The sequence below is a fragment of the Wenzhouxiangella sp. YN9 genome, assembly GCF_056324165.1.
This window is the reverse complement of the sequence record NZ_JBJNIP010000059.1, coordinates 119,547-138,980: the sequence shown is the minus strand read 5'-3', so window position 1 is coordinate 138,980 and position 19,434 is coordinate 119,547. Positions and strand designations below refer to the sequence as shown.

16 protein-coding genes are annotated in these 19,434 nt (G+C 65.9%); 8 read left to right on the top strand and 8 right to left on the bottom strand.

Annotation, left to right across the window (positions count from 1 at the left end; translation table 11 throughout):
• Positions 1-75: 75 nt before the first annotated feature.
• A complete protein-coding gene (locus tag ACEWQ0_RS03225; RefSeq protein WP_476484459.1) occupies positions 76-1,104 on the bottom strand; it encodes a hypothetical protein in 1,029 nt (342 codons plus the stop codon).
• A 229-nt stretch (positions 1,105-1,333) separates the two neighbouring features.
• Between ACEWQ0_RS03225 and ACEWQ0_RS03220 the strand changes: the two genes are divergently transcribed.
• Positions 1,334-2,023 carry a spermidine synthase gene (locus ACEWQ0_RS03220; RefSeq protein WP_476481143.1) on the top strand — a complete coding sequence of 230 codons (690 nt, stop codon included), beginning with the start codon at positions 1,334-1,336 and terminating at the stop codon, positions 2,021-2,023.
• A gap of 30 nt (positions 2,024-2,053) precedes the next feature.
• Positions 2,054-3,265, top strand: a complete 1,212-nt coding sequence (locus ACEWQ0_RS03215; protein ID WP_476484458.1) for a serine hydrolase domain-containing protein — start codon at positions 2,054-2,056, stop codon at positions 3,263-3,265.
• A gap of 79 nt (positions 3,266-3,344) precedes the next feature.
• Here the strand turns inward: ACEWQ0_RS03215 and ACEWQ0_RS03210 are convergent, their stop codons facing one another.
• The gene (locus tag ACEWQ0_RS03210) at positions 3,345-3,770 is read right to left on the bottom strand and encodes an OsmC family protein (RefSeq protein WP_476481141.1); all 426 of its coding nucleotides are present in this window, start codon (positions 3,768-3,770) and stop codon (positions 3,345-3,347) included.
• Positions 3,771-3,878: 108 nt separating this feature from the next.
• On the opposite strand from ACEWQ0_RS03210, the gene ACEWQ0_RS03205 reads away from it, so the two are divergent.
• Positions 3,879-4,763 carry a diacylglycerol/lipid kinase family protein gene (locus tag ACEWQ0_RS03205; protein ID WP_476484457.1) on the top strand — a complete coding sequence of 295 codons (885 nt, stop codon included), beginning with the start codon at positions 3,879-3,881 and terminating at the stop codon, positions 4,761-4,763.
• A 76-nt stretch (positions 4,764-4,839) separates the two neighbouring features.
• Entirely contained in the window at positions 4,840-5,274 is a 435-nt protein-coding gene (locus ACEWQ0_RS03200) for a hypothetical protein (RefSeq protein ID WP_476481139.1), read from the top strand.
• A 6-nt stretch (positions 5,275-5,280) separates the two neighbouring features.
• Here ACEWQ0_RS03200 and ACEWQ0_RS03195 read toward each other — a convergent pair whose 3' ends face one another.
• Positions 5,281-5,688: a DUF423 domain-containing protein gene (locus ACEWQ0_RS03195; protein ID WP_476481138.1), complete on the bottom strand. Its 408-nt coding sequence runs from the start codon at positions 5,686-5,688 to the stop codon at positions 5,281-5,283.
• Between the two features lie 280 nt (positions 5,689-5,968).
• Between ACEWQ0_RS03195 and ACEWQ0_RS03190 the strand changes: the two genes are divergently transcribed.
• The 3 genes from ACEWQ0_RS03190 (at position 5,969) to ACEWQ0_RS03180 (ending at position 13,955) form a co-directional block, all read left to right on the top strand.
• Positions 5,969-8,596 carry a PD-(D/E)XK nuclease family protein gene (locus ACEWQ0_RS03190; protein ID WP_476484456.1) on the top strand — a complete coding sequence of 876 codons (2,628 nt, stop codon included), beginning with the start codon at positions 5,969-5,971 and terminating at the stop codon, positions 8,594-8,596.
• Entirely contained in the window at positions 8,589-11,906 is a 3,318-nt protein-coding gene (locus ACEWQ0_RS03185; protein ID WP_476484455.1) for a UvrD-helicase domain-containing protein, read from the top strand. Before ACEWQ0_RS03190 ends, ACEWQ0_RS03185 begins: the two co-directional genes overlap by 8 nt.
• A 381-nt stretch (positions 11,907-12,287) precedes the next feature.
• On the top strand, positions 12,288-13,955 hold the full coding sequence (locus tag ACEWQ0_RS03180; RefSeq protein WP_476482183.1) for a mechanosensitive ion channel family protein: 1,668 nt from the start codon (positions 12,288-12,290) through the stop codon (positions 13,953-13,955).
• A 6-nt stretch (positions 13,956-13,961) separates the two neighbouring features.
• On the opposite strand, the gene ACEWQ0_RS03175 is transcribed toward ACEWQ0_RS03180, so the two are convergent.
• The 3 genes from ACEWQ0_RS03175 to ACEWQ0_RS03165 form a co-directional block, all read right to left on the bottom strand.
• On the bottom strand, positions 13,962-14,504 hold the full coding sequence (locus ACEWQ0_RS03175; RefSeq protein WP_476484454.1) for a glutathione peroxidase: 543 nt from the start codon (positions 14,502-14,504) through the stop codon (positions 13,962-13,964).
• Between the two features lie 102 nt (positions 14,505-14,606).
• Positions 14,607-15,938 carry a TRAP transporter large permease gene (locus ACEWQ0_RS03170; RefSeq protein WP_476482181.1) on the bottom strand — a complete coding sequence of 444 codons (1,332 nt, stop codon included), beginning with the start codon at positions 15,936-15,938 and terminating at the stop codon, positions 14,607-14,609.
• Positions 15,931-16,836 carry a TRAP transporter small permease gene (locus tag ACEWQ0_RS03165; RefSeq protein ID WP_476484453.1) on the bottom strand — a complete coding sequence of 302 codons (906 nt, stop codon included), beginning with the start codon at positions 16,834-16,836 and terminating at the stop codon, positions 15,931-15,933. Before ACEWQ0_RS03165 ends, ACEWQ0_RS03170 begins: the two co-directional genes overlap by 8 nt.
• A 178-nt stretch (positions 16,837-17,014) precedes the next feature.
• On the opposite strand from ACEWQ0_RS03165, the gene ACEWQ0_RS03160 reads away from it, so the two are divergent.
• Entirely contained in the window at positions 17,015-18,169 is a 1,155-nt protein-coding gene (locus ACEWQ0_RS03160; protein WP_476482179.1) for a TRAP transporter substrate-binding protein, read from the top strand.
• 60 nt (positions 18,170-18,229) lie between these two features.
• On the opposite strand, the gene ACEWQ0_RS03155 is transcribed toward ACEWQ0_RS03160, so the two are convergent.
• Positions 18,230-18,499: a DksA/TraR family C4-type zinc finger protein gene (locus ACEWQ0_RS03155; RefSeq protein WP_476482178.1), complete on the bottom strand. Its 270-nt coding sequence runs from the start codon at positions 18,497-18,499 to the stop codon at positions 18,230-18,232.
• Entirely contained in the window at positions 18,499-19,401 is a 903-nt protein-coding gene (locus tag ACEWQ0_RS03150) for a cation diffusion facilitator family transporter (protein ID WP_476484452.1), read from the bottom strand. The genes ACEWQ0_RS03155 and ACEWQ0_RS03150 overlap by 1 nt, the downstream gene beginning before the upstream one ends.
• Positions 19,402-19,434 lie beyond the last annotated feature (33 nt).

The window sequence follows — 19,434 nt, the reverse complement described above, 5'->3', positions numbered from 1 at the left end:
GAGTGATGGGCGCAGCTGACTTTTCGTTGTTCTTCCTCTTCCTAGCCAGCCACGCCCAATCAGCTCACTTTCAACTCAATACGAGCAATCCAGGCTGCAGCGGTTGCCGTCACAACTAAAGTCACAGTCCAGGCCGTTGCCCGAGCCACCCACATCGGGCCCGTCGAGTTCCGCCAGCAACGCAAGCTGGGCACCAACATTGCTACCGCGAACACGATCATTCCAGCTGTGACCAGAAAAATGACCCGCTTCTTGCGAAATTACAGTTCCATCGGGGAGCCGGGCAGTATGGGTGAGAACTGTAAAATCAACAAAGATGCCCAAACCGCCCAGTTCGGGGCTGATACCGTCAACCTCTAATTGAATGGAAGTACCGTCTTCGAACTGAACAAGAATCCTGGAGTTTCCAAGAAACCATTCTCCCAGATACTTTTGCCCAACCCTGGCCGCAAGATCGCCAACGCCGTATGAAAAGCTCGTCCAGACTGAATTGTGATGGTCGCCAAGATCGGCTCTCAACTGAAGTCTGGCAAGCCCGGCAGGCGAGTCTTCAGGCCCTACCAGGCTGATTGCACTGTCAACATCGGCAAATTCCACCCCATCCTGTGGCCCCTCAAGGCTTGCCGAGAAATCAAGGGCAATTGATATGCCTTCAAGAACAGCGGCCTTGACTTGCGGGTCTCCATCCACCGGCCAGGCTGTCTTGTATGGCCCGAATTCGTAAAACATACTCTTGATTCCGGGGAACTCCGGTCGCGGACCACTGCCGCTGTCAAGAGGCTGCACAACGACCTGAAAGGCTTCCACATGATTGTGCGCAACATTGGCTACATAAACCGACCAGGTGAGTGGGGTGCGGACATGGGATGGCAGCTCCGGCACCTTTCTGGCCGCAGCAACCGCATAATGCCCTTGCTGCGTGCAACCATCGCAGTGAGCAACGAAATCGGGAGAGCCCTGCGCCAGAGCCGGCCCCGCAGACAACAGCAGCATCAGAGCCGCTCCGAGATTCAAGATCACAAAAGCGCTCTTGAAAAAACCAATGCTGAAAAACCGATTCGGAAAAAACCAATCCCTGATTTGACCATGATTTGCCTCTACCAACGCTGCCTTGATAGCAAGGTAAGAGAACCGGGGCGAGGATGCAACTTGCCGTGACCGCAGGCATGTAAACGGCCATGCCGACAGGCTCTCATTGCCTGACTTCAGTGCCTGTCGCCGTCGCAAGCAACCCAGGCCCATCGGCTGCTGGAAAACACCGGGCCCGGCCGGGTACGCGGTAAACTTGTCGTGCAACCGTGATGAGAACCTGCCAAGACATGAAAGGACAAGCATGAAACCCTCGATTCTTCTCGGTACGGCGACCATTCCCGATACCAACAAGCAGATGCTGCTCTATCAACACGAGGTGAAGTTCTCGATCACCATTCCCGGCCGGGGCGAGCTGATGAACAGCCGCGTCAACGGTTCGGAGAAGGCGCTAGCGGAGCTGACCTGCGAGCGCATCAAGGGTGTGGCCAAGCCGCGGCTGCTGATTGGCGGCCTGGGCATGGGATTTACCCTGGCCTCGGCGCTGGAAGCAACCGGGGCCGATGCTGAAGTGGTGGTCGCCGAGCTGGTCCCGGAGGTGGTCGAGTGGAACCGCGATCTGATGGGCAAGCCGGCCGGGCACCCGCTGGCTGACCCGCGCACTACAGTTTACGTCGGCGACGTCAGCGACCTGCTGAAAAAACCCGAGTCGGGCTTCGACGCCATCATGCTCGACGTCGACAACGGCCCCGAAGCGCTGATCCGGCGCGAAAACGACTGGATCTATACCACTGCCGGACTCCGCACCGCCGCCAAGGCACTGCGGCCGGGCGGGGTTTTGTCGGTGTGGTCGGCCGGGCCCGACCGGCTGTTCGTCAAGCGCATGAAGCAGGCCGGCTTCAAGGTCGACGAGCGCGTGGTGCGTCCGCATAAAAAGGGCAAGGGCGCGCGGCACTTCATCTGGTTTGGAACGCCGGGCCCGGTACCCGTATAATCGAGCGCCTGTCAGGCTGCAAAATCCCGCATGTTACGGATCCTCATCACTCTGCTGGCCTTCATCGCACCCGCGATTCACGCCGCGAACTTCGACGGCGCCAATACGCGCTTTGCCGACATCGACCAGGACTTTCGCATTCTGCTCGAAGCCAAACGCGTGCCGGGCGCGGCCTGGGCCATCGTGCGCAACGGTGAGATCATCCACGCCGCCGGCCATGGTGTACGTTCGCTCGACGACCAGCGAGCAGTCACGCCCGAGACCGTCTTTCGCATCGCCTCGGTCTCCAAGACCTTCGCCGCCCAGCTCACCGGCCAGCTCGTGGCCGAAGGGAAGCTGCACTGGAACGACCCGATCCAGCGCTTCGTGCCGCAGTTCACCCTGGCGCGGCCCGAGCACGCGCAGCGTCTGACTCTGGCGCATCTGCTCGGCCAGTCGGCCGGCATCGTGCCCAATGCCTACGACAACCTGCTCAACGCCGGGAGATCGCTCGATCAGATCCTGCCGCAGTTCGGCAAAGTCGAGCCGATGTGCCCACCGGGGCAGTGCTACAGCTATCAGAACGTGCTGTTTTCGCTCATCGAGCCGGCCATCGAGTCGAGCACCGGTCACGGCTACGCCGAGCTGCTGCGCAAGCGCGTTTTCCAGCCGCTGGAAATGCAGCAGGCATCCGTTGGCCTGAACGACTTTCTGGCCAGCGACAACCGCGCGTCACCGCACGTCAAGGTCAGCCGCAAACGCTGGGTGCCGACCGAAGTCAACGAAAACTACTATCGCGTCGCGCCCGCAGCCGGGGTCAACGCCAGCGCGCTCGACCTGGGCCAGTGGCTGGCCGCAAACATGGGCTACCGGCCTGAAGTAGTACGGCCCGAGCTGGTAGCCGACCTGACCCAAAAGCGCGTGCACACCGCCCGCGAACTGCGGCGCAAGGGCTGGCGCGACCTCCTGAGCGACGCCCATTACGGCCTGGGCTGGCGCATCTACACCATCGACGGCCATGACCTGATTACCCACAGCGGCTGGGTACGGGGCTTTGTCGCCCAGGTGGCCTATTCACGCGAACACGACACCGGCCTGGCGCTGCTGCTCAACGCCGAAAGCAGCGCAATCAGCGATCTGTCGATCAAGTTCTGGCGCCAGCTGCTGCAGGAGCGCCCCTTGATCGCAGACAAGCGCCCGGAGCAGTCGAGCGAACTCGGTGCTGCGACGAGCCGGGCCACGGCGGCGGCCACGCCGGAATGAGCGACCGGGCTCCGATGATCGACCATCCGCGTGTCGCATCATCCGCCGAGCCCGGCCAGGTCGACTGAACTGCGGCCCGTTACTTGAGGCGGGCGTTCAGCGAGATTTCTGCACCCGCAAGCACCTTCGATACCGGGCAACCCTGTTTGGCCGCCTCGGCGTGCTTGTGGAACTCGTCCTCGCTGATGCCCGGCACCGCGGCTTCGGTCACCAGATCGATACGCGGAATCGAAGGGCCGTCGTCGCCAACCTCGAGGTGAACCTTCGCCTCGGTCGCGACCGAATCCGGCGTGTGGCCCGCTTCGGCCAGGATATTGGACAAAGCCATCGAGAAGCAGCCCGCGTGAGCGGCAGCAATGAGCTCTTCGGGGTTGGAGCCGGTACCTTCCTCAAAGCGCGAACTGAAGGAATACTGGCCTTCCCAGGCGCCGCTGGCCAGCGCCATGTGGCCCTTGCCGGACTTGAGATCACCCTGCCAGGTTGCATTTGCCTTGCGTGTCGCCATGGTTCGATTCTCCTTAGATAGCTGTTTGCGAGTGATTTTCATTGTACGCTTGCGCAGTCAGGCGTGGCGCCGAAATGGTCAACACACTCAGCGGCCAGAGGAACGAATGTGAGCATTTCCACCCTGCTGATCACCAACCCCGGCAGCCGATCCGGCGACGGCGACATCGATCATGCTGCCGAGCGCCTCGGTGAGCAGGGCGCGGTCGAGATCGTGCGCCCGAACGCACCACAGGCCCTGCCTGCGGCCATCCGCGAACACGGCCGTTCCGTCGACCGCATTGTGCTCGGTGGTGGCGACGGCACGATCAACCTCGCGCTCGACGCACTCATGGAAATCGACAAGCCGCTTGGCATCCTGCCGCTCGGCACCGCCAACGATCTGGCCCGCTCTCTCAACATCCCGAAGCCGATCGACCAGGCCGTTCGCGTGATTCTTGACGGCCGCCTGCGTCGCCTCGACGCCGCGCGCGCCAACGACGTCAGCTTCATCAACGCCATCGGCGTCGGCCTGGGACCCAGGGTGACGCGCGAGCTGGACGCCGCGGCCAAGGCAAGGCTGGGCGTGTTCGCCTATCTGCAGGGCCTTGTCCGGGCGCTGGAGCGCCAGCAGGTCTTCACTGCCCGGGCGCAATGCGATGACTACGTCCGCGACGGTGAATTCATCCAGGTGACCATTGCCAACGGCATCCATTACGGCGGCGGCATGACCATCGCCGATGATGCCAAGCTCGATGACGGGCTGCTCGATGTCGTTCTGGTCACCCGCCAGAGCCGCTGGAGCCTGTTCAACAACGCCCTGCGCCTGAAAACCGGCTTGACCCGGGCAGCCGACAATCTGGTGCACTGGCGCTGTCGCGAGGTCCACATAGAGACCCGATCGGTCATGGATGTCACCGCCGACGGCGAGCTGCTGACGCGAACGCCCCTTGAGTGCCGAGTCATTCCTTCCTGTCTGTCGATTTTCTGTCCTGTCAGCTCACCGGCCCCATGAAAGTTCGGCAAACGGGCAGACAATCTGTAGCGGACAGGTAAACTGCACCGAGACTCAAAGTTCGGAACCGCCTGCCATGAGCGATACCAGCATTCACAGCGAGCGTCAGGCCGCGCTGATCGACGCCCACTCCTGCGCCTGCGCCCTGGCCCAGCGTTACGCCCACGCCTGCGACGCGCTTCTGGAAAAAGGTCGGTTGAAAGACGAGCTGTCTGCCCGGCGGACTGAACTCGACGAGCTGACCGCCCTTCTGGACTCACGCATTCGCAAGCACGGCATACTGCCCCACGACATCAACGTCGACCGCGAAGACCTGGCTCGCCTCGCCGACCGATTTCGCGAATGGCTCGACCACGAGCGCCACTCCCACCTCAAGCACGCCCTGGCCGAGCGCGAAGCCGAGCTGATCGATTGCCTGACCACGCTCCGGCGCGCCGGCGTGGACGACGCGGAAACCAGCCACGCGGAAGCAGCCAGTCGGAAAATGATGGCCACCCTCGAGAACAACTGAGCCGGCTCAGCCTCTTACCCTGGCTCGAGCGACGCCCGACAGCCCCGGCGCCGCCCAGCCCAGCGCAATCCAGCCGGCCATGTGACATACCCCGCCCAGCGGCGTGACCGGCCCCAGCCACTCCAGACCCAGCGCCATGCGCGCATAGATGCTGAAGCTGAACAAAAGCGTGCCGGCCACGAACAGCCAGGAAGACAAGCCCAGACGAAAGGCAACGGGCTTCGACTCCACCAGTGATGCCGCCAAGCCCGTCACGACGATCATCACCGCCCCGAACTCGTGGTAGCGCACGGCGGTCATGACCGAACGCATCGCCGGCGCGTCCAGGCCTGCCGCCGGCCCGTGGCCGGTCAGCGCGCCGGCGACGACAGCCAGCAGGCCGAGCAGCGCGCCTGCAATCAACGAAAAATGCATCGTCCGATCTCCTGAAGCCGTGGTCGATTCATTATGCCGCCGGCCGTTTGCTGATTCGCATGGGTCGTTCATGGCTTTTCCATTAGCGCACCAGGGTGCTGTAAAAACCGAAAACCACGGAAGACACGGTAGGCACGGAGAATCCAGATCAAATCAGTCTCGAAGAGTTTTCATGATAAAGAGGGATTTTCCTGATTTCCCCCGGCGTTACCCGCAAGCACGCGTAGAGCAAAGCGCCCATTCTCGGGTTTTGAGAATGGCTGCTGCATAATGCGGAGCCATGAGCAACGAACTGCCCCCGAACGAAAACGTCCTGACCCCCACCGCGCGGCTGGCGCGCGCGGAAAAGCAGCGCCGGGCGATGGCCCGCAAGTCCGAAGGCGAGCAGGCCTGGCAGTCACCCGAGGTGCTGGCCTTTCCCGCCTGGATCGGCCGGCTGCGCGACGACTGGTTTCTGCTGGCCGATTCACCGCGGGTGCCGATTGCCGCCTCACAGGCGCTGGCGCTGTGGCGCTCGGTGATCGATCGCGACGTGTTCATCGGCGAGCCGCGCGTGGCCGAACTGGCCGCGGCTGCCTGGCGTCTGGTGCACGAGTACCGAATCGACGCTCCGTCGCAGTGGCCCGGGCCGCTGCTGAGCGAAGACAGCGGTCATTTTTGCGACTGGGCACAGCGATTTGACCGGCTTTGTGAAAAGCACGGCCTCATCGATGAATGGGCATTTGCCGGCCGCCTGCCCGACCTGATCGCGCGCGGCGAGATCGAGCTACCCGACACGCTTCGCCTTGCGGGCTTCGAGCTGGCGGTGACGCCCTTGCAAAGCGCGATTCTCGACGCCGCCGAGGCAGCCGGCACGCGCATCGAGCGCGACCCCGCGCCTGAAGAGGCCGCCCCGCTCGCGACCGTCGAAGAGCATCCAGAGGACGAGGACGAACTCCGGGCCGCAGCGCGCTGGGCCCGCGCCCGGCTCGAGGAGGACGCCGACCAGAGCATCGCCATCGTCGTACCCGGCCTGCGCGAGCGGCTGAGCGCGGTCGAGCGCATCTTCCGGCAGGTCTTCGACCCCCCGGGCTTTGCGCTCGAGCGCCGCCGCGACGAGCCCTGGCATGTCTCGCTGGGCCCGCCGCTGGCGCGCTGGCCGCTGATCGCCGACGCGCTGGCACTGCTCAAGCTCGACCTGCAGCGCATCAGCCAGCCGCAGGCGGCCCAACTGCTGCGCTCGCCCTTTCTGGCCGGCTGGGAAGAAGAAACCGGAGCCCGCGCTGCCGCGCTGGCGGCGCTGGCTCGGCGTCGACCCTACTGGCTGCACACCGGCCAGCTCGCCTGGCAGGCCGGCGACAGCGGCGCGCCGGGCTTGTCGGCCCGCCTGGGCGCTTGGGAGCTGCTGCGGCGTCAACACCGCGACGCCGCCCTGCCCTCGCAGTGGGTGGCGCGTTTCCAGACCGAGCTCGAGACCCTGGGCTTCGGCCGCGGCCGCGGTATGGACAGCGCCGAGTTCCAGGCGCTGCAGCGCTTTCATGATCTGCTCGAGGACTTCAGCGCGCTCGATCTGGTCATCGAGCGACCGCTGGCGCGCGCCGCCGCCCTGCGTCGGCTGAGCGAGAGCGCCGCTTCGGCCAGCTTTCGCGAACGCAACCCGGGCGCGCCGGTCGAGATCCTGGGCGTGGAAGAGGCCCTGGGTTCGCGCTTCGACGCGATGCGCATCACCGGCCTGGACCACCAGACCTGGCCCGCGCCCACGCGGCGCGATCCCTTCATTCCCGCGCCGCTGCAGGCGAGCGTGCCCGCGGCGACGGCCGAAGGTGCGCTGGAGCGCGCGCGCGCCGAACTTACCGGCCTGAGACGCGCCGCGCCGGTGTTGACCGGCAGCTACAGCCGCGGCAGCGACGATGAAAAACGCCACCTCACGCCGCTGCTCGGCGACTGTCGCGTCGAAGAGATCGACCCGGCCACCAATTTTGCAAGCGCAGCGATGGACGCGCCGGCCGACGACATGCAGGCACCGGCGCATTCCGGCGGCGAAGTCCGCGGCGGCACCGCGGTGCTGCAGCGTCAGAGCGACTGCCCCTTCAAGGCCTTTGCCGAGACGCGCCTGGGCGCCGGCGACCTCACGCCGCCGCGGCCCGGCCTCGACGCTCGCGAGCGCGGCAGCCTGGTGCACAAGGCGCTGGAGCATTTCTGGCAGGGGCTCGACGGGCTGGGCGCGCTCAAGGCCCTGGCCGAAGCCGCGCTGGCCGAACGTATTGCCGCGGCCCGCGACGCCGCCCTGGAAGAGTTCGCCAAACGCAGTCCGCTGGCGCTGACCGAAGCGGAGTTGACCATCGAGGCGCAGTGCCTGGAACGTGCCCTGGCGCGCTGGCTGGCCATCGAACGCGAGCGCGATGGATTTTCCGTGACCGCCCTCGAGGCGCCCATCGAGCTGGCCTTCGGCAAGCTGAAACTGACCGGCAAGATCGACCGCGTCGACGAGCTCGACGGCGGCGGCTCGGTGGTGATCGACTACAAGACCGGCGGCGCCGGCAAGAACGGCTGGGCGCCCGAGGCGCGCCTGGCCGACGTGCAGCTGCCTGCCTATGCGGTCAGCCTGCAGCCACGGCCTGCCGCCATTGCCTTCGCCCGACTCAAGCCCGACAGGATGGGCTTCGACGGCCTGGCCGAGGTCGACGCCGGCATCGGGGGCGTGGCGGTGATCGGCGAGATCAAGGGCCAGTCGAAGTTCCGCGGTGCCGAGTCCTGGGCGTCGCTGGTCGACGACTGGCGCGATCATCTCGAGTTCCTGGCCGCGGACTTCACGAGCGGTCGGGCCGAGGTCCATCCGCGCGACGCCCAGGTCTGCAAGTACTGTCACCTGCACGCGCTTTGCCGCATCAACGAGCGCGTGGCGCTGCCGGAGGCCGACGATGAGTGATCAGCGACAGCGTGAACTGGCAGTCGAACCGCAGCGCTCGGTCATCGTTCAGGCGCCGGCCGGCTCGGGCAAGACCACCCTGCTGGTCGAGCGCTATCTGGGCCTGCTGGGCGTGGTCGAGGCACCGGAAGAAATCCTGGCGATCACCTTCACCCGCAAGGCCGCCGCCGAGATGCGCGAGCGCATTCTGCAGTTTCTCGACCCGGACTACGCCGCCGGCGGCGACCACGAACGCGCGGCGGTGGAAAAGGCGCGCGCGGTGGACGGCAAGGTGGCCGAGTGGGGCCTGCTCGACAACCCGCAGCGCCTCTTGATTCGCACCATCGACAGCTTCAATCACTACCTGGCCCGGACCATGCCGGTGGCCAGCCAGCTCGGCCCCGTGCCGGCGCCGGCGGAAAATACCCGCGCGCTCTACCGCGAGGCCGCGCGCCGGGTGCTCGCGCGCGCCGAAGGTCGCGACGGGCTGGCCGACGACGTCACCCGGCTGCTGCTGTGGCGCGATAACCGCAGCCAGGACATCGAGGACCTGCTCGTGGCCCTGCTGGGCAAGCGCGAGCAGTGGCTGCGCGCGCTGGGCATGAGCGGCGAGCCCGACCGCGAGGTCTTCGAGCGCGTCGTGCGCGATGTGGTGACCGAGCAGCTCGCCGCGGCCCGTGAAGCCCTCGACGCGGGCCTTGCGGCCGCCGCAGTGGATGCCGATCAGCTACTGGAGACGCTGCGCCTGGCCGCCGGCAGCCTGCAGGCCGACGGCGTGGCCTCGCCCCTGGACGACGGCGACCTCACCGCATTGCCCGGCGCCGATCCGGCCACCGCTCCGAGCTGGCGCGCGCTCGGCTTCGTTCTGCTGACCAAGGGCGGCACCTGGCGGGCCAGCCCCAACAAGAACCAGGGGTTTCCGCCCAAGAGCGCGCACAAGGATCGCATCGTGGCGATGCTCGATTCACTGCGCGACAACGAGGCGCTGGCCGCCCGCCTCGACCGCGCCCGCGCCCTGCCCGACCCGCACTACGAGCCGGCCGAGTGGGACGTGCTGGCCGCGCTGATCCGGGTGCTCGAAACCGCCGCCGCGGAACTCGAGCTGGTCTTCGCCGAAACCGGCCAGAGCGACTTTGCCGGCATCGGCGCGGCGGCCCTGCGCGGCCTGGGTGACGAAGACGCCGGCTACACCGATCTGGCGCTGTATCTCGACCAGCGCATTCGCCACATTCTGGTCGACGAATACCAGGACACCAACTGGGGCCAGTATCACCTGCTGGAAAAACTGGTCGGCGGCTGGCAGCCGGGCGAAGACCGCAGCCTGTTTCTGGTCGGCGACCCGATGCAGTCGATCTATCGTTTCAGGGAGGCCGAAGTCGGCCTGTTCATGCGCACGCGCGAGCGCGGCATCGGCACGCAGGCGGTGGAGCCGCGCCGCCTGACGCGCAACTTCCGCTCGGCAGCGGAGATCGTCGACTGGGTCAACGACCGCCTCGGGCCGATTTTCCCCGAGCGCGAGGACATTTCCGCCGGCGCCGTCAGCTATGCGCCATCAGAGCCCGGCCGCGACGGCGGCGGCCGCGTCGAGGTCCTGGCCCGCCCCGACCGCGCCGCCGAAGGCGAAGCGGTGGCGCGAAAGGTGGCCGAAGCGCTGGAAGCCCACCGCGACGATCGCGACTACAAGGCCGCCATCATCGTGCGGGCGCGCTCGCACCTGGCCGATATCCTGCCGGCGCTGGAACGTCTTGGCGTGGGCTATCGCGCCGTCAAGCTCGACCCGCTGCTGACCCGCCCGGTGGTCCAGGACCTGCTGGCCATCACCCGCGCGATCGCCAACCCGGCCGACACCGCGGCGGTGCTGGCCGTGCTGCGCTCGCCGGTCTGCGGCCTGACCCTGGCCGACCTCGACGCCCTGGCCGGCGACGGGCGCTCCTTGAGTGACGGGGCCGCCCTCGAGCGACTGAGTGCAGACGGGCGCCAGCGAGCCGGCAAGGTCTTCGAAGCGTTCGAGCAAGCCGGTGCGCTGTGGCGCAAGCGCCCGCTGCGCGAGCTGGTCGAGGGCCTGTGGACGCGCCTGGGCGGGCCGCAGGCGCTCGCCAGGCCCGAGTCGGATGGACGCGATGCTGCGGCCTATCTCGACACCCTCGCCGCCGAGGACGAAGGCCTGCTGTCCGACTGGAACGCCTTCATGGAGCTGCTCGACGAGCGCTACACCGAGGGCGACCCGCCCCGCGACGACATCAAGCTCGAGATCCTGACCATGCACGGCGCCAAGGGCCTGGAGTGGGATCTGGTCGTGCTGCCGGGCCTGGACCGCGGCACCGGCGGTGATCGTCGGGAACTGCTCTACTGGCTGCCGTTCACGCCCGAATCCGGCGAGGAGCGGGTGCTGATCGCGCCGCTGAGATCGGCCGAGCAGGACGACAACACCCGGCTGATCAAGCTCATCGGCGCCGAGGAGAAACAGCGCGAAGCCTACGAGCACCAGCGCCTGCTGTATGTGGCGGCGACGCGCTCGCGCGAGCAACTGGTGCTGTCGGCCGCGCTCGACCCCGAAAAGACGCCGATCAAACCGCTGGCCGCCAGCCTGCTGGCCGACCTGTGGCCGACCTGCGGTGAGGATTTTCTGCGCGCGCTCGATGCCGCACCGGCGCCGGAAGCCAACGACGCGGACGCCCCGAAAATGCCCGACCAGACCCTGCGGCGCGTGGCCAGCGGCTGGCAGCCGGCCATCGGCGAGCGCCTGGACTGGCAGCCCGCCCTGCCGCCGCGCGAGCGCGAGGTCGAGATCGAATTCAACTGGGCCGGTGTGCAGGCCCGGCGCATCGGCACCGTGCTGCACCGCCTGCTCGAGCGCGTCGGCCAGGTCGGTATCGAACGCTTCGACGAGCAGCAGCAGCGCGCGCTGGGTGAGCGCATTCCGGCGCTCCTCAAGGCCATGGGCACGGGCCGCGGCGACCTCGAGGCCGCCGCCGAGCCGGTGCGCGAGGCCTTCGAGCGCACGCTGGCGAGCGCGACCGGACGCTGGCTGCTCAGCGGCAGGCACCAAAGGGCCGCCTGCGAACTGCCGCTGACCGGGATCGTCGATGGCGAACTGGTCAACGCCGTCATCGACCGCACCTTCATCGACGCCAACGGCACGCGCTGGATCGTCGACTACAAGTCCGGCTACCACGCCGGCGGCGCGCTCGACGATTTTCTGGCCGAAGAGGCGGCGCGCTACGAAGCCCAGCTGAGCACCTACCGACGACTCTTCCAGCAGATGGGCGAAACCGATATCAAGGCGGCGCTGTATCTGCCGCGGCATGATCGCCTGGTCGTGGCGGGATGAGTGGTTGGTGGTGAAGGCTTAGCTGGTTGGCCGCGGTATTCCCGGCCTCCGAGCCGGGATCTTCCTGCCAAGGCTACCGGCACTCGGAAGGCCCCGGATCAAGTCCGGGGCTGCGGGATCGGAGCTGGCTGATTGGATACCGTATTCCCGGCCTCGAGCCGGGATCTTCTTGCCAGTGGCGCCAGCGCCCAGAAGGCCCCGGATCAAGTCCGGGGCTGCGGGACCGGAGCTGGCTGATTGGATACCGTATTCCCGGCCTCGAGCCGGGATCTTCTTGCCAAGGCTACCGGCACTCGGAAGGCCCCGGATCAAGTCCGGGGCTGCGGGGAACCTAGGCCGGCAGGTGCGGATCACACGAGACCTGATGTAAGGTCTGGTTCCATGAACCTTTCAACCGCCACGCAGACGCTGCGGCTTGCCGGCACCACCGCCCTGCTGATCCTTCTGGCGGGCCTGGCTGTGGCTCAATCCACGCCGCCCGAGCGCTGGTTCGAGGTCGAGGCGTTCAACGCCGGCCTGGGCGAGACGCCAACCGATCTCGACCGCAGCACGCCGCGCTCGGCCGTCAGCGCGCTGCTGGCAGCTACCGACCGCGCTGAGTTCACCCGCGCCGCTCATCTCCTCGATCTCTCGCGCCTGCCGGTCGACGAGCAGGCCGAGCGCGGGCCGGAGCTGGCGCGCCGGCTCGCGGAAGTGATCGCGCGCACGATGGTAATCGACTGGCGCGAGCTGCCGGCCCGCGCCGATGCCCTGCTGGAGCGCTCGGCCAGCGATGAACCGCTGGCCGGCCAGCCAAGGCGCAGCCTGGAACTGAGCGTGCTCGATCTCGAGCGCCGGCCCGCCGAGATCCGGCTCAACCGGATCAAGCCCGCCGAGCGCGAGGCGGCCTGGGTGTTTTCAGCGCACACGGTGGCCGATATCGACGGCCTCTATGAACGCTACGGCCCCGGCTGGCTCGAGCAGCGCCTGCCCGATGCCCTGCAGCGCCCGGCATTCTGGGGCACGCGCATGTGGGAATGGCTGGTATTGCCGCTGACCATCGCCGGGCTGATCCTGCTGGGCTGGCTGACGCACGGCCTGCTGGGCTGGTTCGGGCGCTGGCTGCCGGTTGACTGGATCAACCGCGCCACCAGCCGCATGCGCATGCCGCTGACCGTGGCGCTGATGGCGCTGCTGGCCCAGTTCCTGACCGGCTGGCTGATCAGCTTTTCCGGCTTTTTCTACACCGTGCTCACGCCGCTGCTGATGGGGTTGGTCATCGTCGGCCTGACGCTGGCCACGCTGCGCAGCATCGACGCCACGCTTGAAAAAGTGACCGAGCGCTTCGTCAATGACATCGACGACAGCAGCGACCGCGATCGCCGCGAGCTCTATACCTCGATCTACGCGCTGCGCCGCTTCGTGCTGCTGGCCGCCGTGCTGCTCGGCTCGATCCTGTTTCTGACCCAGCTGCGCCTGTTCGACAACGTCGGCCTGTCGCTGCTGGCCTCGGCCAGCGTGGTCGCCGTCATCTTGGCGATTGCCGGGCGCACGGTCATCGGCAACATCCTGGCAAGCCTGCAGATTGCCATCGCCAAGCCGGTACGCATTGGCGATGCCATCGAATACGAAGGCAACTGGGGCTATGTCGAGTCGATCTACTACACCTTTGTGGTGCTGCGCACCTGGGACGGGCGGCGGCTGCTGGTGCCGGTGCAGCACTTCATCTCGCAGCCGTTCGAGAACTGGTCGATGGTCGACGCCAGCCTCACGCGCACCATGTCGCTGCGACTTGACCACAGCGCCAGCCCCAAGAAGCTGCGCGAAGCGTTCAGAAAGCTGGCCGAAAACGACGAGCGGGCTGTCGTCGATGAGCTGCTCATGACCGCGGTAACCGCCCACCACGAGGACTATCAGGAGATCACCTTCTACGCCACCGCGGCCAACCCCACCGACGCCTGGCTGATGGAGATGGACCTGCGCGAAGGGATGGCCGACTGGGTACGCCGCCATCATCCCGAATGGTGGCCGAGCGATCGCGTCGAACTGCGTCGCCCGGACAAGAAATAGAGAAGGTCAGCGCCGCAGCAGTTCGGCGACTCGCTCTTCCAGGCGGCTGTTCATCGGCTCGACTGCAGACTCGAAGCGCTCGACCACCCGGCCGTCGCGGTCGATCAGATACTTGGTGAAATTCCAGCCCGGCTCCCCTGCCGCGGCGTTGAGCGCCTGAAACAGCGCATTGGCCTGCTCGCCCTTGACCGAGCTGGGGGCGAACATCGGAAAGGTGACGCCGTAGTTGGCGTAGCAGACATCGGCGGTGGCGATCTCGTTGTCGAGCTCCTGCGCAAAGTCGTCGGAGGGAAAACTGAGCACGACCAGACCGTCACCGCGATACTTCTGATAGAGCTGCTCGAGCCCCTCGAACTGCGGCGTGAAACCGCACTCGCTGGCGGTGTTGACGACCACGATGACGTCTCCGGCATGGGCCTCGCAGAGGTTGGTTTCGGTTGACGTGGCCAGGCCACGATGCGAATAGTCCAGCAGGTTGCCGCATTCGGCCAGGGCCACTCCCGCCATACCGATCAAACCGGCAATGAGCACCACAACACGCAGGATCATATCGATTCCTCTCCAGAGACGCGGTTGATATTGAACACCCTGCCGCGTTTCTTCAAGTCAGGGACTCCGCCAGTTTACCGCGCTGCCAGATTGCTGCCCCGATCAATCCATCAGCTCGGGCAGGAACAGCGCAATCTGTGGAAACAGCATCAGCAGCACGGTCGCAAGCAGCAGAATGAACACGAACGGCGGAGTGCCGGCAATGACATCCAGATAAGGCCTTCGGAAAATCGCCACGGCGGTGAAGATGTCGCAGCCGAAAGGTGGCGTGGCCGAGCCGATCGCCGCCTGCAGAACGACGACGGTGCCGACGTGAACCGGGTCGAGCCCCGCCGACTGAATGGCCGGAGAAAAGATCGGCGTGAGGATGAGGATGACCACGATGGGGTCGACGAACATGCAGCCGACAAAATAGGCGACCGCCACCAGGGCGAGAACCATCAGCGGATTGTCGGCGGCGTTGGCGACGACATCACCGAGCAGCAGATCGGGAATCTGCGCGAACGACACGATCCATGAAAAACCCATGCCGGCGGCCACCAGGATGAAGACCACGGCGGTGATCATGCCCGTCGACAGCGCGACCTCGGGCAGATCGCGAAGCTTGACCTCGCGATAGATGACCATCTCCAGCAGCAGCGCGTAGGCCACCGACATCGACGCCGCCTCGGTCGGGCTGAAATAGCCGCTGTAGATCCCGCCGATGATGATGACCGGAAAACCGAAGGCCAGCAGCGCCCGTCTGAGAGCCTGAAAGCGCTCGGGCCAGGTGGCTGCAGGCTGCGCCGGGATCTTCTTCCAGATTGAGACGATGTAGCAGTACACCGCAAACAGCGCCAGAATCAGCAGGCCGGGGCCGATGCCGGCAATGAACAACTCCCCGACCGAAGTCCCCGAGGCCACGCCGTAGATGATCATGCCGATCGACGGCGGAATCAGCAGGGCGATGTCGCTGGCGTTGATGATCAGCGCCATGGAAAAACGATCGCTGTAGCCGGCCTCGAGCAGGCGCGGCCGAAGCGGCTGGCCCATCGCCACCACGGTGGCCTGCGTGGAACCCGACACCGCACCGAACAGCGTGCACGAGACCGCGGTGGTCACCGGCAGGCCGCCGCGGATGTGGCCGACGAACTTGCTCACCAGATCGAGCAGGCGGTTGGCCGTGTGACCCTTGATCATGATGTCGGCGGCCAGGATGAACATCGGCACCGCCACCAGCACGCTCTGCTCGACGCCGCCGATCATCTGCTGCACCAGCATTCTCGGCTCGAGCATGGAAAACCTGGCAAACAGCAGGATCATGGCGCCCACCATCAGCGGCACCATCATCGGAAAGCCCAGCAGCAGCAGTACCACCATGACACCGGCAGCCACCAGCGCCACCTGCGCGTCGCTCAGTGCAGCCAGACCCAGCAGATCGAGAAACTCAGCCATCAGTTTTCTCCCGCTGGCCCTGGTCGGCGGCCTGCTCTTTTTCCGCAGCATTGACGAATGACGCGTGCTTGGCGGCCTGGCTTTCGTCTTCGTACTCGTCGCGGTGGTACCACGACAGATAGTTGTCCCGACTGATCACGTTGCGCAGCCCGGCAAGGAAGAACTGCACTCCACCAAGGAAGAACCCCAGCGGCACCACCATATAGATCAGATAGACCGGGAAACCGGTCGAGGGCATGATCCGGCAGCGGCCGCTGCGGTTGTCCACCAGCTCGATGAACCACCCGAACAGGAGCGCGCCGAGCGCCAGCCCCAGAGCCAGCGCGCCCAGGATGATGAGGTTGCGCTTGAGCTCGGCCATGCCGTTCAAAAACCTTCCGCCCAGCTCGGCCACCATGCGGATGAAGTGACCGGCCAGCACCATCGCCACCAGGGTGAGCGCAACCCCCAGCCACAGCGGTGTGGCCGCAAGCCACTCCGGCAACACGCGGCAGCTGCGCTGCACCGACTGCGCATACTCCCAGCCGTAATCGGCCAGCATGAACAGCAGCACCGAGGTGCCGAAACTGACGATGATCAGCAGCACCTTCCGGGCGCGCTCGGGCAGCAGGTCGTGAATGGCGGACACGCGGATATGGCGGGCGCTGCGTGCGCCGATCCCGATGCCCATGAAAGTGACCACCACCAGCAGCAGCTGCGTGACGTCGGCGGCAAACTGCAGGCTCGAGCCCAGCGTGTTGCGCGAGATGACGTTGGCGACGCTGACAATCGCCATGGCTGAAATTCCGGCCACGAGGACGAATCTTTCGAACCAGTCCAGGCCCCGGTCGAACCAGCTGAACGGTTGGCGCACGGCCCGGCGCCAGGGGCCGGGTGCCCTGGCCTGCGAGTCGCTCACTGCTGCCCCTGCGCCCGTGACCGCTTCGCCCTGCCCGTATTCACCGTCGATGTCCCTCTTCGCTGCGTGAAACTGCCGGCCATTCTACACGGCTGCCGCAAGCAACCGCGACGCGTGCCCGGCCGCGACCGTGGCCCATGTTATGTTGATTGACAGCCTCAATTTCGGGAACCAAGACATGGAGCGAGCGAGCATTCACAAACTCGGCCTGACGCTGCTGCTGACGCTGCTGTTGTGCGCCTGCGGTGATTCCGGACAGGCACCGCCAGCCGACAGCGGCAGCGACACGGCCGCGCCAGCGCAAGCCGACAAGTCAGCAACCTGGCGCTTTGCGCTCGAAGAAGTTCAGGGCAGCGTGCAGGATGCCTACGCACAGGAGTTCAAGCGGCGCATCGAGAAACGCAGCGACGGAGCAATCAACGTCGAGATCTACCCCTACGGCACGCTGGGCACCTCCGCACAATTGACCGAGATGGCCCAGGGCGGCGGCCTCGAGCTGGTTTTCGCCTCACCCGGGCATCTGGCCGACCTTATTCCGGAGGTTGGCGTATTCACGCTGCATTTCGTGCTGTCCGAGCACAACGAGGTCAATCGCGAAGTGCTTTCGGACCCGGCGGTCTATGCCCTGTTCCAGCCGGAATACAACAACCAGGATTTGCATCTGCTCGACATCATCCCCGAGGGCTGGATGGTATGGAGCAGCGACAAGCCGCTGCGCACTCTGGCTGATTTCGAGGATTTCCGCATTCGCACGATGACCTCGCCCATCCTGGTCGAGTCCTATCAGGCCTACGGCGCCAATCCGACGCCGATGCCCTATTCCGAGGTCTACAGCGGGCTTCAGCTCGGCCAGATCGACGGCCAGGTCAATCCGATGTTTGCCATCCAGGAGATGAGCTTCTACGAGGAACAGGACGTGCTGACCTACGGCCGCCACGCCCAGTTCATCTCCACCCTGGCGGCCAGTCAGCAGTGGTTTGAATCACTCAGCGACGAGCGCCGCCAGATGGTGCTGGAAGTGCGCGACGAGCTGGTTCCGTGGATCGACAAGGAGCAGATCCAGTTCAACGAAGAGCGCCTGCAGATCATCCTGGACGAGGGCGGTACGGAATTCGTCGAGCTCAACGACGAAGAGCGCCAGGCGTTCAGAGAGGCGAGCAAGGGCGTGCGCGATACCTACATCGAGCAGGCCGGCGTCACCGGCAAGGAGATTCTCGACACCCTGCTGGAAAAAGTCGCACAGGCCGACGCCGAAATCGAAGCCAGCGACGACAGCGGCAACGCCGCCGGGCCGGAGACAGAAACGAAGGGCGACAGCCAGGGCGAAAACTGATCCGACCGGCTGCCCCGACCCTGGCCCGCGGCCGCGGGCCGGGCGCCGGACTGCCGCTGCTCAGCGCAGCTGGCTGTCCTTGCTGCCGCGCCGGTTATAACCGCTGAAGCTCTTCTTCTCGGCCTCGTCGAGCTCTTCCTGGCAGACCACGCACAAGCGCACGCCCGGCAGCGCCTTTCGCCGAGCCTCGGGGATCGTCTCGCCGCATTCCTCGCACTCGCGCAGGCTCTCGCCTTTGGGAATCCGGCTGCGCACCCGCGCCAGCCCGTCCTCGACCGTGCTGTCGATCTGATCCTGCACGGCGTCGTCCCTTGCCCAACCGCCGGCCATCAGCGACACGCCTCGGGCTGGTGCTCGCAATGGCCCGGCTCGGGCAACTCGGGCTGCAGCGTCGGGTGGTCGATGTTCCAGGTGTCGAGCAGTGTTCGGTTAAGCGCCGCCAGGGTCTCCGGCCAGTCGGCCAGATCGGCCACCACCACGTGCGCCGACAGCGCCACGCGGTCGCTGGCGACCTGCCAGACATGAAGATCATGGATATCGTCCACCCCCGTCACCGACGACATGGTCGCGCGCACCTGGTCGATGTCGAGCCCCTGCGGCACGCCTTCCATGACCACATGCGCGCCCTCCAGCAGCAAACGAACGGCGGCGACCAGGATGAGGACGCAGATCAGCAGCGACAGGATCGGGTCGATGGGCGTCCAGCCGGTGGCCAGAATGACAATACCCGAAGCCAGCGCGGCCACCGAGCCCAGCAGATCACCCATCACGTGCAGCAGCGCACCGCGCACGTTGAGGTTGCGCTCGCCACGGCTGAGGATCCAGAAGACGAGCAGGTTGACCAGCAGCCCGATCAGGGCCACGACCATGACCATTCCGCCGCTGACCTCGCGCGGGTCCTGAAAACGCTCCACGGCGCGCCAGGCAATCAGGCCCACCAGCGCCAGCATGACCGCACCGTTGATCAGGGCGGCCAGCACCTCGGCGCGCCCGTAGCCCCAGGTCCGCCGGTTGCTGGCCGGGCGCGCTGCAATCCAGGCGGCAAGGGCAGCCAGGCCCAGCGCCGAGGTATCGGCAAGCATGTGGCCGGCATCGGCAACCAGCGCCAGCGAGCCGGCCCAAAGGCCAGCGAAAAACTCGATGGCGGCGAAACCGAGCGTCAGGCAAAGCGCCCCGATCAGTGCCTTGCGGCTGGAGGGCGCATGATCATGAGCGTGATCTTGAGAATTCATGTTCGCGACTGTAGCGCACAAGGCCAGAGTAAT

Coding starts and splice junctions, on each gene's coding strand:
- ACEWQ0_RS03200 (WP_476481139.1), top strand. CDS start 4,840: ATGAGCGATACCAGCATTCACAGCGAGCGTCAGGCCGCGCTGATCGAC.
- ACEWQ0_RS03210 (WP_476481141.1), bottom strand. CDS start 3,770: ATGGCGACACGCAAGGCAAATGCAACCTGGCAGGGTGATCTCAAGTCC.
- ACEWQ0_RS03215 (WP_476484458.1), top strand. CDS start 2,054: ATGTTACGGATCCTCATCACTCTGCTGGCCTTCATCGCACCCGCGATT.
- ACEWQ0_RS03155 (WP_476482178.1), bottom strand. CDS start 18,499: ATGGCCGGCGGTTGGGCAAGGGACGACGCCGTGCAGGATCAGATCGAC.
- ACEWQ0_RS03195 (WP_476481138.1), bottom strand. CDS start 5,688: ATGCATTTTTCGTTGATTGCAGGCGCGCTGCTCGGCCTGCTGGCTGTC.
- ACEWQ0_RS03180 (WP_476482183.1), top strand. CDS start 12,288: ATGAACCTTTCAACCGCCACGCAGACGCTGCGGCTTGCCGGCACCACC.
- ACEWQ0_RS03190 (WP_476484456.1), top strand. CDS start 5,969: ATGAGCAACGAACTGCCCCCGAACGAAAACGTCCTGACCCCCACCGCG.
- ACEWQ0_RS03175 (WP_476484454.1), bottom strand. CDS start 14,504: ATGATCCTGCGTGTTGTGGTGCTCATTGCCGGTTTGATCGGTATGGCG.
- ACEWQ0_RS03220 (WP_476481143.1), top strand. CDS start 1,334: ATGAAACCCTCGATTCTTCTCGGTACGGCGACCATTCCCGATACCAAC.
- ACEWQ0_RS03170 (WP_476482181.1), bottom strand. CDS start 15,938: ATGGCTGAGTTTCTCGATCTGCTGGGTCTGGCTGCACTGAGCGACGCG.
- ACEWQ0_RS03185 (WP_476484455.1), top strand. CDS start 8,589: ATGAGTGATCAGCGACAGCGTGAACTGGCAGTCGAACCGCAGCGCTCG.
- ACEWQ0_RS03160 (WP_476482179.1), top strand. CDS start 17,015: ATGGAGCGAGCGAGCATTCACAAACTCGGCCTGACGCTGCTGCTGACG.
- ACEWQ0_RS03150 (WP_476484452.1), bottom strand. CDS start 19,401: ATGAATTCTCAAGATCACGCTCATGATCATGCGCCCTCCAGCCGCAAG.